13 protein-coding genes are annotated in these 14,156 nt (G+C 41.6%); 11 read left to right on the forward strand and 2 right to left on the reverse strand.

The window, feature by feature from the left end; translation table 11 throughout:
- Positions 1-10: 10 nt before the first annotated feature.
- Positions 11-343: a single-stranded DNA-binding protein gene (locus MS6x_RS08385; RefSeq protein WP_482606828.1), complete on the reverse strand. Its 333-nt coding sequence runs from the start codon at positions 341-343 to the stop codon at positions 11-13.
- A 234-nt stretch (positions 344-577) separates the two neighbouring features.
- Between MS6x_RS08385 and MS6x_RS08390 the strand changes: the two genes are divergently transcribed.
- The 11 genes from MS6x_RS08390 (at position 578) to MS6x_RS08440 (ending at position 13,333) form a co-directional block, all read left to right on the forward strand.
- Positions 578-1,462, forward strand: a complete 885-nt coding sequence (locus tag MS6x_RS08390) for a sugar phosphate isomerase/epimerase family protein (RefSeq protein ID WP_482606829.1) — start codon at positions 578-580, stop codon at positions 1,460-1,462.
- Position 1,463: 1 nt separating this feature from the next.
- Positions 1,464-2,627 carry a mandelate racemase/muconate lactonizing enzyme family protein gene (locus MS6x_RS08395; RefSeq protein WP_482606830.1) on the forward strand — a complete coding sequence of 388 codons (1,164 nt, stop codon included), beginning with the start codon at positions 1,464-1,466 and terminating at the stop codon, positions 2,625-2,627.
- Between the two features lie 4 nt (positions 2,628-2,631).
- Positions 2,632-3,120, forward strand: a complete 489-nt coding sequence (locus MS6x_RS08400; protein WP_482606831.1) for a VOC family protein — start codon at positions 2,632-2,634, stop codon at positions 3,118-3,120.
- On the forward strand, positions 3,121-4,083 hold the full coding sequence (locus MS6x_RS08405) for a 2-hydroxyacid dehydrogenase (protein ID WP_482606832.1): 963 nt from the start codon (positions 3,121-3,123) through the stop codon (positions 4,081-4,083).
- Positions 4,084-4,092: 9 nt separating this feature from the next.
- Entirely contained in the window at positions 4,093-5,382 is a 1,290-nt protein-coding gene (locus tag MS6x_RS08410) for a M20 family metallo-hydrolase (RefSeq protein WP_482606833.1), read from the forward strand.
- Between the two features lie 8 nt (positions 5,383-5,390).
- Positions 5,391-6,854, forward strand: coding sequence for an amidohydrolase family protein (locus MS6x_RS08415; RefSeq protein ID WP_482606834.1), 1,464 nt, complete (start codon positions 5,391-5,393; stop codon positions 6,852-6,854).
- An 81-nt stretch (positions 6,855-6,935) separates the two neighbouring features.
- Positions 6,936-8,501: a M20/M25/M40 family metallo-hydrolase gene (locus MS6x_RS08420; protein WP_482606835.1), complete on the forward strand. Its 1,566-nt coding sequence runs from the start codon at positions 6,936-6,938 to the stop codon at positions 8,499-8,501.
- Positions 8,502-8,696: 195 nt separating this feature from the next.
- Positions 8,697-11,846: a WD40/YVTN/BNR-like repeat-containing protein gene (locus MS6x_RS08425; RefSeq protein ID WP_482606836.1), complete on the forward strand. Its 3,150-nt coding sequence runs from the start codon at positions 8,697-8,699 to the stop codon at positions 11,844-11,846.
- 14 nt (positions 11,847-11,860) lie between these two features.
- Positions 11,861-12,436: a pentapeptide repeat-containing protein gene (locus MS6x_RS08430; RefSeq protein ID WP_482606837.1), complete on the forward strand. Its 576-nt coding sequence runs from the start codon at positions 11,861-11,863 to the stop codon at positions 12,434-12,436.
- Between the two features lie 51 nt (positions 12,437-12,487).
- Positions 12,488-12,979, forward strand: coding sequence for a DUF6265 family protein (locus MS6x_RS08435; protein WP_482606838.1), 492 nt, complete (start codon positions 12,488-12,490; stop codon positions 12,977-12,979).
- 39 nt (positions 12,980-13,018) lie between these two features.
- Positions 13,019-13,333: a hypothetical protein gene (locus tag MS6x_RS08440; protein WP_482607152.1), complete on the forward strand. Its 315-nt coding sequence runs from the start codon at positions 13,019-13,021 to the stop codon at positions 13,331-13,333.
- A gap of 232 nt (positions 13,334-13,565) precedes the next feature.
- On the opposite strand, the gene MS6x_RS08445 is transcribed toward MS6x_RS08440, so the two are convergent.
- The gene (locus MS6x_RS08445; RefSeq protein WP_482606839.1) at positions 13,566-14,030 is read right to left on the reverse strand and encodes a CBS domain-containing protein; all 465 of its coding nucleotides are present in this window, start codon (positions 14,028-14,030) and stop codon (positions 13,566-13,568) included.
- Positions 14,031-14,156: the final 126 nt, after the last annotated feature.

Consider the following 14,156-nt stretch of genomic DNA (forward strand, 5'->3'; position numbering starts at 1 on the left):
GATATTTACCCTACTTCCCCAACATCAATAATTCATTGCAACGAACTTCTGTGAAATAGCGCTTTTCACCCTCCTTGGTTTCGTAAGATCGGTGTGTTAACTTACCGTCTACAGCCACTTGCTTTCCTTTGGTCAAATAGTTATCAACGATGTCTGCCGTTTTGCCCCAGGCTACAATATTGTGCCATTGCGTGTCCTCCACTTTTTCGCCTTTAGCGTTCTTGTAGCTATCTGTGGTCGCTATAGAAAATTTAGCCAGTTTAGCGCCTCCGTCAAGTGTTACGATTTCTGGGTCTTGGCCTAAGTTTCCAATTAACTGTACTCTGTTTTTAAGTGCATTCATAATCCTATGTTTTACTAATTATTGTTTGTAATACCAAGCCACCTTGACTTGACACTGCAAACCTAAACCCGACTTCAAAAATTATTCGGTTACAAAATATTTACTTTCGTTTGTAATCGTTTGTTGTCGTTTGAAAACTTTTTTATTACTGATTATCAAGTTGTTGAAAAAATAACTTATTTTCAAAATATTTCAATTATCTTTCTATTTCAAAACTTGGAAAACGGAAATAGAATGAAATTAGCCATACACAACTGGATGCGTGCGGAATCTTTAGAAGATACTATGGCGCGTATATCGGCAATGGGGTATACCCATTTAGAGGTTCAGGGCACTCCAGAAAACTATGACACCAAAGAAGTCAAAATACTATTGGACAAATACAAGTTGCAATGTTGGGGTTCCGTTACCTTAATGCTAGAGGAGCGGAATATGCTAGCCAAAGACGCTGCGCAACGTCAGCTATCCATACAATATGTGTTGGATGTCGCAAAAATGGTAAAAGAACTTGGAGGAAAAGTGATATCGCTAGTTCCGGCTACCGTAGGTAAAATAATCCCAGATGCACGACCTGAAGTTGAATGGGAATGGGCCGTAGAAGGAATTAAAGAAGTATATGAATACACGGAGGCGAACGGACTTAAAATAGGTATTGAACCTATAAATAGGTTTGAGACTTATTTTATTAATCGCGGAGCTCAAGCACTAGCCTTGGCCGAAGCTGTTGGGGCCAATTGCGGCGTTTGCCTCGATACCTTCCATATGAATTTAGAGGAAGCCGATATGTTCGCTACCATAAAAAAGGTAGGTGATCGATTGATTAATTTTCACGTAGCGGATAACAATCGTATGGCTCCCGGTATGGGGCATCTAGATTGGAAACGCATTATGGAGACTTTGAAACAAATTGGTTATGACAAGGTGCTATCTGTAGAATTTTGTCCGCCCATAGACCGCACACCTGCAAATCAATATCCCAACTCCATTGATACTGCTCCGGTTGGACTAAGCGACGAACAACTCAAATTTTTACAGGATCATGGAAGCTCGGCAATGACGGAAGAATTTTATTCTATGTTAACCCAGAAATCAGTGGATACATTAAACCCTTTTCTATAATATGAAAATCACCAACGTGGAAGCTTTTTGGCTGCGATGCCCCATTCCAAAAGAAAAACAACATTTTTCGGATTATGGCTTGTTAACCAATTTCGACATGACCTTAGTGGTAGTAACCAATGATTCCGGACTTCAAGGTTTTGGTGAGGCAAAGGCAGCTGTTGGCTCTTCTGGTTCTTGCGCCAGTATCGTGAGCTGTATTGAAAATGAAATCAAACCTATTTTACTAGGGAAAGATGCGCGACATATCTCTAGAATTTGGGAACATATCTACAATGGAACACGAGACCATTATGCGCTGTCGCGAGGACGTAAATTCCCAGTTTTAGGTAGACGGGGATTAACCGTATCTGCCATGAGCGGTATTGATACCGCTCTTTGGGATTTAAAAGGAAAAGCTTTGGGCGTACCTGTCGTAGAACTCCTGGGTGGGAGCTGTAGGGATAAAATGCCCGCCTATGCTAGTGGTGGCTGGGCAAAGGTCGACGCCATTGGGGATCAACTCCTCTCCTATACAAAAAAAGGATTTTCAGGCGTGAAAATGCGGGTAGGTATTATGGATGAGACCGTTCAAGCAAGTATTGACCGTGTAAAAGCGGCACGAAAAGCACTGCCCGACAACATCAAGTTGATGACGGACGCCCACGGCACTTTTAGCGTTCCAGAAGCAAAACAGTTTTGTAGAGGCGTTGAAGATTGCAATCTTTATTGGTTTGAAGAACCTATAAGTCCCGACAACAAGATTGGTACCGCTGAAGTACGCGCCAATACCCATATTCCCATTGCCGCTGGCGAAAGCGAATACACCGCATTTGATGTTCGAGATCTGATTGCCGAGCGCGCTTTGGATGTACTACAACCAGATTGCGCCATTATTGGCGGTATCACCGAAGCCATGCGCGTATCACAATTGGCGCATACCTATCAGCTAGAATTGGCGCCCCACTGTTGGGGTTCTGCCTTTTCTTTTATGGCAGGTGCTTCGGTCGCTTTTGCTTCCACATCGGCGAATGTTATAGAATTTTCCCTAGGTGGAAATCCTATGATGTACGACTTAGTGGAAGAGCAAATAAGTGTGGACGAAAACGGTATGCTTCCCGAACCTGATGCACCTGGTTTGGGACTCACCCCTAACTGGGATTTTGTAAACGAATTTAAACAGTAAGACGATGGCAAAAGCAATACAAATCAATCACGTGGCATTGGTGGTAAGCAACCTAGAGGAGGCTTGTAAATTCTATGAAAATGAACTAGGACTCGAACCCATTCCAGCCTTTCTTTTTGATTATCCCACAGCGTTTTTTAAATTTAATGAGGAGCAGCAATTGCATCTAACGGAATGGGAAGATGTTTATTCCTTTCGCGGACATATTTGCGTGCAGGTAGATGATATCAATACCATTTTTCACCGGATGAAGGAACTCGGTGTTATCGATATAAAACCATGGGGACATGTGCGACAATTACCGGATGGTCCTATTCAAATGTTCGTTCGCGATCCTTCGGGAAATCTTATTGAAATTTCATGTGCTCCGAATGCAGCTATCGACCCGAAAATATTTGAAGACGAATTGTTCAAAGAAGGGATTTATGTTTCCGGCAGAAACGATTTTAGAGGATATAAAACCAAGGATGCTACCTTATACCACAAGAAATAAATGGGGCATACAATTCTATTATTAGAAACCATTGCCGATGAGGCAATGCAAATACTTGAAGCATCAAATAATGTGACTACAGTCATTGGGTTTGACGAAACCACCTTAAAAAAAGCCATAAAAACGCATCAAATCGATGCTATCATCACCCGTGGCAAAGGTCAGGTTAGAACGGAATTGATGGAGCAATTACCAGACCTAAAAATCATTGCCCGTTGTGGAGTAGGTCTGGATAATATTGATGTGACCGAAGCAACTAAAAGAGGTATTAAAGTGGTAAACGCTCCCAACTCCAATGCCAATACCATAGCGGAACACACTATCTCTTTGCTATTAATTTTACAACGCAACCTTTACAGTGCCATCACAATGGTCAAAGAAAATCAATGGCAGGAACGCGCCAACTATAGCGGCGATGAAATACACGGTAAAACGCTTGGAATTTTAGGGATGGGAAATATTGGGAAAAAAGTAGCCCGCATAGCTAATGCCATGGGAATGAAAGTAATTTATTGGAGCGCACAAAAGGAGGACGTGCTCCACTCTTTTGAAACCTTTGAAGAGGTTTTAAAGACGGCCGACTGCATCAGTCTGCATCTTCCCTTGACCCCTCAGACAGAAAAGCTGATAGACAAAAAAGCCTTATCACTAATGAAACCCAGTGCACTGCTCATCAATACGGCTAGGGGAGGCATCATCGACCAGAAGGCATTGACACTCGCGTTGGAAAATAATACGATTGGGGGGTTCGCAGCAGATGTATTAGCAACAGAACCACCGGAGATAGACGATACCATAACTAAACATCCAAATTCGTATATCACACCCCACGTAGGCAGTCTCACGAGCACAACCTATACCAAAATGTGCACCATGACAGTAGAAAATACGATTGCACTTCTAAGCAATAACACCCCAACTAAGGACTGTGTTTTTAATCGGGCAGGTTTGGCATCAAATTAATAACATACTATGAAATATAAAGCCGTATTCAGTTCCCTAATTTATTTTTTCACGTGGTTGACTTTTGCACAAGTTACGGTAAATCAAAATCGCCTAGAACAGCGTATTATGGATTTAGCAAAATTTGGGATTCAAGAGAATGGAGAAACCGAACGCGTAGCGTTTAGCGATGCGGATATTGCCGCACAGCAGTGGGTAATAGCCATCTTAAAAGGACTCGATGTAAAGGTTCATATCGATTATGCAGGAAATATTATTGGCAGACGTGAAGGAAAAAAACCGTCCTTAAAACCTATTTCGTTCGGTTCCCATATAGACCGTGTGCCTAATGGAGGAAACTACGATGGCTGCGTGGGGTCCATGGCATCTTTAGAGGTGTTAGAAATACTTAAAGAAAATAAGATAAAAACCAACCATCCTTTAGAAATTATAATTTTTTCTAATGAGGAAGGCGGTGTTATGGGAAGCAGGGCCATTGCTGGACATTTAGGGAAAGAAGCATTGCCCATAGTGAATTCTACCGGTTATTCTATGGGAGAAGGAATTATGCGACTCGGAGGAGATACAACTCGAATCGAGGAGGTAGCGCGTGAAAAAGGTGAATTGGCGGCATTCTTAGAACTACACATAGAACAAGGCGGCACGCTTGAAAAGGAAAATATCCAAATCGGAATCGTTGAAGGTATCGTCGGCCTAAAATGGTGGGAGGTCGAATTTACAGGTTTTGCCAACCATGCAGGAACAACACCCATGAACGCAAGACAAGATGCCTTGTTGGCAGCAGCAAAATTTATCGTTGCCGTAAATGAGGTAACTACTAGTTTTGATGGGGCCCAAGTAGGAACCGTTGGTATGATTACAGCAGAGCCAGGGGCACCTAATGTGATTCCGGGCAAGGTGTTGACTAGTTTGGAGATTAGAGACCTATCCTTGGAAAGGATTGAAAACGTTTATGACACCATCAAAACCAAGGCAACTGAAATCGCAAAGACTTCCAATGTGCAAATTGACTTCAGACCCTTGGACACCACAGCCGACCCGGCAATCATGACGGCCGCCATTCAAGATGAAATTGCTGCATCGGCAACTAAACTTGGACTTACAACGAAAAGATTGCCCAGTGGTGCCGGTCATGATGCACAAGATATGGCATTGATTGCTCCGACTGGAATGATCTTTGTGCCAAGCAGAGGTGGAATAAGCCATTCTCCAAAAGAGTTTACTTCTGCCGAGGACATGGCCAATGGGGCAAATGTTTTGTTACACACAATTTTAGCTTTGGATAAAAAATTAAACTAAAAATATCTGTGAAAAACGTATTAAAATTTCCATCCCTTTTACTTTTGTTACTATTCAGCTCTTGCCAACCAAACGGTGAGGTTTTTGAGGATGCCATCTGTATTCAAAATGTAAGCATTATTCATCCTGAAGACGGATTGATTAAAGATCAAACCGTCATTATTCACGGAGACAAGATCATGAAAGTAGCGCCATCGAAAGCGTTGCAACTATCCCCAAAAAACAAAATCATCGATGGTACTGGCAAATACTTGATGCCCGGCCTATGGGACGCACATGTACATTTTGCCTATATGGAAGATTTAGCACCAAGCATGTTCGATTTATTTTTAGGATATGGTATCACGAGTGTTCGAGATACCGGTGGTAAAATCGACTTTGTCAAAATTTGGAAAGACAAGGCATTGGCGAATCCAAACGATGCGCCTAGAGTAATGATAGCTGGTCCTTTACTTGATGGAACACCCAACGTATATGATGGAAGTACTCCGCAGCACCCTCCCCTATCTGTTGGCTTGCAAACCGTTGAGGCCGCGGCCAAGAAAGTAAACGAACTAGATAGTTTAGGTGTTGATTTGCTGAAAGCCTATGAAATGCTCTCTCCGGAACAGTTTGCCATCATTATAAAAATGGCAAAGGAAAAAGGACTCAAAGTAACGGGGCATGTTCCCTTAAGCATGGATGTCATTAGTGCTTCAAATGCAGGTCTTAATAGCATGGAGCACATGCGGAATTTGGAATTGTCCTGTGCATCGAATTCCGAAGAATTACTACAACAGCGATTAAAGCTGTTGCAAGCTGAAAAGGATAGTCCAGGAAGTACTTTAAGAAGTAAAATCCATGAACTTCAAAGGGAAACGGCCGTTAAGAACTATGACCCTTATAAAGCAGACGAGATTCTCGCAGTTTTGGCCAAAAACCAAACATGGCAAATTCCGACCCTTGCTTTAGCTACATTCTATACCAATCGCCATTTTGAAAACTCTGAATGGCAAGAAAGTATTGCCTATTTACCAGAAGGCACTGAAGAAAAATGGAAAAAAAATGCAGTATCCATAGCTAATATGCCAGTTACCCCATTTCAAATTCAGTACTCTGATTGGCTTATTGGTATGGTTAGAAAAATACACGAATCGAAAATTGAAATCATGGCTGGGACCGATTGCCCGATAGCCCTTTTAACTCCCGGCCTCAGTTTGCACGAGGAATTAGCAATGTTAGTCGAAGCTGGTCTCCCTCCGTTAGAAGCGTTAAAAACAGCCACTGTAAACCCGGCAAAATATTTTAATTTAGAACATGAGTTAGGATTGGTACAAGAAGGTATGTGGGCCGATTTGGTGTTACTGGATGCGAATCCGATTGATGATATCGCAAATACCAAAAGCATCAACGCCGTGATTAAGAATGGAAAATATTTTGATAAAAGGCAATTGAGTGCAATCCTTAAACGGGCCCGAAATCCTGAGCATTAAAAAAAGGAATTGATTTCACTTTCCTAAACCTTTCCTTTATTGTTATATTAGTCACCTATTTTAACCTAAGAACATTCAAAAATGAAAAAAATAGTTACTTCATTAATACTTGCACTGATGTTTAGTAGTGCCATCGCTTGGTCACAGACTACATTAGAAATATCCGATGTCGTAGGGGCCATAACAAAAGAGGCAAACGAAAATTCCCAATTAGAAAGGCTGGCGCATGAGCTCATGGATGTGAACGGACCTAGATTAGTGGGTACACCACAAATGAAAACTGCACACGATTGGGCGGTTAAGGAATACGATAAATGGGGTATTAGCGCAGAAAATCAGCAATGGGGAACATGGCGCGGCTGGGAAAGGGGCATCACCCACGTGGATATGGTTTCACCGAGAATCGCTTCGTTACATGCGACCCAATTGGCTTGGAATCCCAGTACAGGAAAAAAAGGAATTACTGCTGCGCTGATTACCTTACCAACAATAAGCGACTCCATCGCCTTTGCTAAATGGCTACCTAATGTAAAAGGAAAAATAGTCATGGTGAGTATGCTGCAGCCCACAGGTAGACCGGACTATAATTGGGAAGAATTTGCAACTGAGGAATCTTTCGAAAAAATGAAAACCGAACGTGAGGTACAAGAAAATACGTGGCGCGAAAACATGCGAAATACAGGATACACAAGTAGAACCTTAAACAAAGCCTTGGAGAAAGCAGGTGCTGCTGGGATTGCACAATCTCGCTGGTCTAACGGGTTCGGTGCTAACAAGATTTTTAGTGCGGGAACGGATAATATTCCGGTGGTTGATTTATCGCTGGAAGACTATGGAATGTTATATAGAATGGTAGAACACGGTTCAAAACCGGAAATACGGATAGTAGCAGAATCAAAAGAATTGGGTGAAGTACCTACTTTTAATACCATTGCTACGATACCGGGAACCGAGCTTCCGGATGAGTACGTGATACTTTCCGCACATTTTGATTCATGGGATGGAGCGACAGGAGCAACCGATAATGGTACTGGAACCATTACCATGATGGAAGCTGCACGTATCTTAAAAAAAGTATATCCAAATCCCAAAAGAACCATACTTATAGGACTATGGGGCAGCGAGGAACAAGGGCTTAACGGGTCTAGGGCCTTTGTAGAGGATAATCCTAATATTGTGGCCGGTGTACAGGCGGTTTTCAACCAGGATAATGGCACAGGGCGTGTTGTAAACTTATCAGGGCAAGGTTTTTTACATGCCTATGATTATTTAGGCAAATGGTTAGAATCAGTTCCAGAGGAAATAACTAAACATATAGAAACAACATTTCCAGGAAGTCCGGCTGGTGGAGGATCTGATTACGCCTCCTTCGTAGCAGCAGGAGCTCCGGCATTTTCCCTAAGCTCATTAAGTTGGAGTTATTGGAACTATACTTGGCATACGAATTTGGACACCTACGATAAAATTGTTTTTGATGATGTCCGAAGCAACGCAATCCTAACAGCTATTTTAGCTTATATGGCATCTGAAGATTCAGAGAAGACCTCAAGAGAGAAAGCAACTTTAATCGGAACAAGTCGTAGAACTGGTGAGCCATTGGTATGGCCAACACCTAGAAGTCCCAACAGAAAAGGTGGCTTGGATTAAAAACTAATTGTCACATGAGCGCAGTCGAAATGCATTTTAGCTGAATGGTTCTCGACTACGCTCGAACTGACGGAACAAGTACCACTAATTATCTAAAATTCATTGGTGTATTTTAAAAATATCCAAAGAGCTAGTATATCCCTTATTTTACGCATCGCTTTATTTGAAGAATACTACCAACTAAATTTATACTAAATGAAAACCATAAAACTACTGCTCCTTGCACTACTTATCCTTCCAATAACCATGCAATCTCAAAGGAGAAAAAAGAAATCGACGGAACCGGTAGTTACCGTACAAGATTCAATGTTTCACGGACTAAAATGGCGAAATATTGGTCCTTTTAGAGGTGGTAGAAGTGTTGCCTCTTCGGGAGTTGTAGGTGAGCCAATGACGTATTACCAAGGAACTGTTGGTGGTGGCGTCTGGAAAACAACGGATGACGGTATCAGTTGGAAAAACGTTTCAGACGGTTTCTTTAAAACCGCTACCGTAGGTTCCATTGCCGTCTCGGAGACCAATCCGAATATTGTCGTAGTAGGAATGGGAGAGCATGCAGCCCGCGGTGTTATGACCTCTATGGGTGATGGAATATACAAATCTACCGACGCAGGAAAAACTTGGAAGCATATGGGTCTGGACGAAACTAGACACATATCCGATGTGATTATTCATCCTACCAATCCGGATATCATTTTCGTAGCAGCACAAGGAGCTCAATATGGACCTAACGCACAACGCGGCATTTATCGTTCTACCGATGGTGGCGCTACCTGGGACAATGTATTATTTGTAGATAACAATACGGGAGCATCTGACCTAAGCATGGATATGAAAAATCCATTAATTTTATACGCTGCCCTTTGGCAGCATCGCAGGTACCCTTGGATTATGGAATCTGGAGGTTCAACATCAGGGCTGTATAAATCTACAGATGGTGGAACTACCTGGGACCAATTAAAAGAAGGTTTGCCTACAGCATTTGGAAAGGCAGGCATATCGGTATCCAGAGCCAATCCGGAACGTGTCTTTGCCGTTATTGAGGCAGAAGGTGAAAAAGGCGGTGTATACCGTTCCGACGACGCAGGAAAAAAATGGACGCAAGTAAACAAAGATCGCATCAACATTGCTAGGTCTTGGTATTACATGGAAATTTTTGCCGATACCCAAAATGAAAATACCGTGTATGTATTAAACGCACCGGTCACCAAATCCATTGATGGCGGAAAGACTTTTACACCCTTATCAACACCTCATGGAGACAACCATCATTTATGGATACATCCGAACAATAATCAGAAAATGATAAACTCCAATGACGGAGGCTCCAATGTTTCCAATAATGGAGGACAGAGTTGGAGTACCCAAGAAAATCAGAATACCGCACAATTCTACCGTGTAATTACAGATAATTTGGTTCCCTACAATGTCTATGGAGGTCAACAGGATAATTCTACAGTTGCTACCGCATCCCGTACGAACGGAAGAGGCATTGGATGGAAAGACTGGAACGCTACCGCAGGTGGGGAAAGTGCTTTTCTAGCCTTTGACCCTGACAATCCAATTATCGTTTACGGTGGCACCTATCAAGGGAATATTGATAAATGGGATGCCGCTACCGGTGAATCAAAATCTATAAAACAATATCCGGAATTGGGACTCAGCATAGCACCAAAGGATTCTAAATATAGGTATAACTGGAACGCCCCTATTATCACGTCTCCGCATGACCGAAATACGATATACCACGCCGGTAATGTCGTCTTCAAATCTACCGATGAAGGTCAGAGCTGGATTCCAATTAGTCCAGACCTGACCCGAAACGAAAAGGAAAAGCATGGGCCTGGTGGCGGACCCTTTACCAACGAAGCTGCAGGCGGGGAAAATTACAATACGATTACCTACTTGACCGAATCTCCCCTTGAGGAAGGCATATTATGGGCAGGGACAGATGATGGCATACTACAACTAACGCGTGACGGAGGGGACAACTGGACCAATGTTACACCTACAGGTATCACAGACGGTATTATCAATTCTATTGAGGTATCACCCCATGATGCTGCAACGGCCTATATTGTGGTTATGCGCTACAAATCAATGGATTTAGATTCTTATATTTTTAAGACCTCCGATTATGGCCAGACTTGGACAAAAATAACAAATGGAATCACAGGTGAACATACCTTTACCAGAGTAGTTCGTGAGGACAAAGTTCAAAAAGGACTCTTGTATGCAGGCACCGAAACAGGTCTATTTATCTCGCTAAACGATGGTGCTAACTGGCAGCCTTTTCAACTGAATCTGCCTGTTGTCCCCATCAATGATATAACGATTCAGGACAATGATTTAGTAATTGCAACATCGGGCCGTGCCTTTTGGATTTTGGATGATGTGGCAGCGATTCAAAACATAGTAACGACAAAAGAAGCCTTGACTATTTTTAAACCCAAGGACACTTACCTCTATTTTGGGGGGCATACGGAGAAACCAGTTCAAGGGTTAGGCCAAAACCCTAAAAGTGGTGTTACTTTCGATTATTACTTGGACAGTGCAGTAGATTCCATAAAGCTTAGCCTAGAAGTCGTTCAAAATGGAAAAGTGATACGCACCATCACCAATCAGAAACCGACGAAATTTTCATCTTGGCCAGGCGGACCATCAAAACCTGAATTACTCCCATCCAAACAAGGGTATAACCGATTTACATGGGATTTCAGAAGAGATGGCTTACCAAGTATAGATAAGGTGTTTTTATTTGGTGGACATGAAGGTTCTGCGGTTGGTCCTGGAACGTATACGTTAAGACTAAGTACGGAGAACGCCAGTTCAGAGACTAATGTGAACATTCTGCCGAATCCGAAGGTAAAGGGGAATATGACCGATTATAGGGAACAACAAGAAATGCTTACTACCATTGAAGAAACCGTACGTAGTATACATACCGCAGTAAATGCTATGCGTTCTGCTAAATCACAACTAAAACAATACAGCGAACTATTAAAAAACAACGAAGACGCCTCTGAACTGGTTAAAAAAGGAGATTCCTTGGTGAAGCGTATTACAGTATGGGAGGAAAACCTTATACAACCTAAACAGAAGACCTTCCAAGATGTCATTAATTTCACCAATAAGCTAAACGCCCAACTGCTGCATCTACGCGGCTATGTTGCTTCCGTAGAACCGAAGCTAACCGCTGGATCCAAAGAGCGCTTGCAAGACTTATTGCAACAATGGCAAGGATACAAGGCAACGCATGATGCTATTATTAATCAGGAAATGCGCGATTTTAATGACCTGTACAATGAATTGGACCTACCGGCTATTATCTTAACCGAAGAGTAAATTTAATCGCACGAATGACCAATTTCATATCTGATAAAACTTTTAAGGGAGTTGATTTTACCAAAAAACGCCTCCCTAGAGGTGAATTTGAGAATTGTACTTTTAAAACCTGCGATTTCTCCCAAGGTTATTTGGATGGACAGAATTTTATGGAATGTACCTTTATCGATTGTAACCTAAGTAATGCCAACTTAGCGAATACGACCTTTAAGGAAGTAGGATTTAATCAATGTAAAATGATGGGACTAAATTTTGAATCGTGTAACCAGTTTCTTATGGATTTCTCCTTTATAGATTGCAGGTTGAACCTGAGTTCTTTTACCAACATGGAACTTAAGACACAAAGATTTAAAGATTGCAAGCTTATCGCGGTAGATTTTTCTAACAGCATCCTTTCGCAAGCCATTTTTGATTATTGTGATTTGGATAAGGCCATATTTTCGAATACCGACCTACGCAAGGCAGATTTCAGGTCTGCATATAACATTGCTTTACATCCAGAACAAAATATGCTGACGGATGCATCCTTTCACCTCAAAAGTCTGCCTGGCCTATTGTTGCATCATAAAATAAAAGTAGAAGGCTCTTGAAATTCTTTTAAACATCCATAATTTGTATCTTATGCATATAAAGAGCTAAAAATGAAGTGTTTTCTTGTTTTTTTATTTGTGTCGGTCACCACTTTATCCGCACAAAACACCATGTCATTGAATGCGGGAGAAGCATCTCCGCCTGCATCCATATCACAAATAGAATGGATGACGGGTCATTGGAGAGGTGAGGCGTTTGGCGGCATAACCGAAGAAATTTGGAGTCCGCCTGAGGCTGGTGCTATGATGTTCGTTTTTAGGTTAATAGCGGACAACGAAATAAACTTTTATGAAATTGGACATGTAAGAGAAATCGAAGGTTCTTTGGTCTTTGAGCTCAAGCATTTTGGCTCAGACCTGAAAGGATGGGAGGAAAAGGACGAGGTACAAACCTTCAAATTTGTAAAAGCAGAAGAAAACCGTGTGTACTTTGAAGGATTTACTTTTGAACGTATTAGCGACCAAGAAATCAACATCTACGGGCTCATTGAAAACGAAGATACCTCCGCAGAGGAAGTGAAATTCAATTATAAAAGAAACTAAGTGGAAAAGCGAACCTGTTTGGAATGTGATACGGTCATTATGGGCCGTGTAGACAAAAAATTCTGCAATGATTACTGTCGTAACGCATACAACAATCGGGTGAACAAAGATAGTAAGAACCTTATCCGAAACATTAACAACCGTCTTCGTAAAAATTACCGGGTACTGGACAGTTACAAACTAACCGACGGCAAAACCAAAACCACCCGTACACGCCTATTGGACAAAGGCTTCGATTTTGATTTTATCACCAACCTCTACACCACCAAAAAAGGCACTACCTATTACTTCTGTTATGATTTGGGCTACTTGCCTTTGGATAATGATTTTTATATGATTGTGAAGCGGGAGTAGAAAAAAGGCTCCTCACCCCCAAAGGGGAAATACTACGCTTAGTGGTAATTGTTTGATGGTGCTCAAGAAATTTTGTATTAAGCCGCCGCTTCCCTGACTTACAATTTTTCAAACGATTTAAGAAAGTATCGGAATAAGGGATGTTTTGGCAGAGCCATAACGATTTGTAATCATTAATTGCTAAAGCTAACGTACGAGAAAAACTTCCGCCTTTGAGGACATGGGGGACTTTCTATTTATAATTATGTCCACTCAGTTTTAAAGCAGCGACAACGATATCCTTCCTACTAATCTGGCCTACAAGAACATCATTCTTCATAACGGGAAGTCTTCTTCTATTATGTTTAACAAAAATTCCCGCAGCATCGAATATAGAAATATCGTGTGGAATGGTCTCTACGTTTTTCGTCATAAAACGCTCCACACTTTTATCCAATATAGGCTGGTTAAAATAACGGCTTTCAGATATTTGCTTCATACAATCGGCTTCCGAGATAATACCTACCAAAAAACCATTGTTGTCCAAAACTGGGCCCCCAGAAATATGATTTTTTGCAAATTGCTCCATCACCTCCAATATGGACTGATCAGGACTAAACGTTACTAGTTTTTTGGTCATATAATCCTCGACCAAAATAGGAGCATCAAACTCTTTTTTAACTGCCTTACGAACGCCTTGAAAGCTCTTGATTCCCATATGTATTTGTTTTAAGGTTGATTACTAAAGATAACAAAAAATAACGGATGTTGTAAAAAAACCGATGAACCGCCATTGAAAGGGTAATATTTCCTAATTTTAGAACCTAAGCAAATGACTTATAAC

The organism is Maribacter sp. MS6 (assembly GCF_056839185.1).

What these genes read in the sequence shown, in the direction of transcription:
- MS6x_RS08385 (WP_482606828.1), bottom strand. Translation starts at nt 343, where the DNA reads ATGAATGCACTTAAAAACAGAGTACAGTTAATTGGAAACTTAGGCCAA.
- MS6x_RS08390 (WP_482606829.1), top strand. Translation starts at nt 578, where the DNA reads ATGAAATTAGCCATACACAACTGGATGCGTGCGGAATCTTTAGAAGAT.
- MS6x_RS08395 (WP_482606830.1), top strand. Translation starts at nt 1,464, where the DNA reads ATGAAAATCACCAACGTGGAAGCTTTTTGGCTGCGATGCCCCATTCCA.
- MS6x_RS08400 (WP_482606831.1), top strand. Translation starts at nt 2,632, where the DNA reads ATGGCAAAAGCAATACAAATCAATCACGTGGCATTGGTGGTAAGCAAC.
- MS6x_RS08405 (WP_482606832.1), top strand. Translation starts at nt 3,121, where the DNA reads ATGGGGCATACAATTCTATTATTAGAAACCATTGCCGATGAGGCAATG.
- MS6x_RS08410 (WP_482606833.1), top strand. Translation starts at nt 4,093, where the DNA reads ATGAAATATAAAGCCGTATTCAGTTCCCTAATTTATTTTTTCACGTGG.
- MS6x_RS08420 (WP_482606835.1), top strand. Translation starts at nt 6,936, where the DNA reads ATGAAAAAAATAGTTACTTCATTAATACTTGCACTGATGTTTAGTAGT.
- MS6x_RS08425 (WP_482606836.1), top strand. Translation starts at nt 8,697, where the DNA reads ATGAAAACCATAAAACTACTGCTCCTTGCACTACTTATCCTTCCAATA.
- MS6x_RS08430 (WP_482606837.1), top strand. Translation starts at nt 11,861, where the DNA reads ATGACCAATTTCATATCTGATAAAACTTTTAAGGGAGTTGATTTTACC.
- MS6x_RS08435 (WP_482606838.1), top strand. Translation starts at nt 12,488, where the DNA reads ATGAAGTGTTTTCTTGTTTTTTTATTTGTGTCGGTCACCACTTTATCC.
- MS6x_RS08440 (WP_482607152.1), top strand. Translation starts at nt 13,019, where the DNA reads ATGGGCCGTGTAGACAAAAAATTCTGCAATGATTACTGTCGTAACGCA.
- MS6x_RS08445 (WP_482606839.1), bottom strand. Translation starts at nt 14,030, where the DNA reads ATGGGAATCAAGAGCTTTCAAGGCGTTCGTAAGGCAGTTAAAAAAGAG.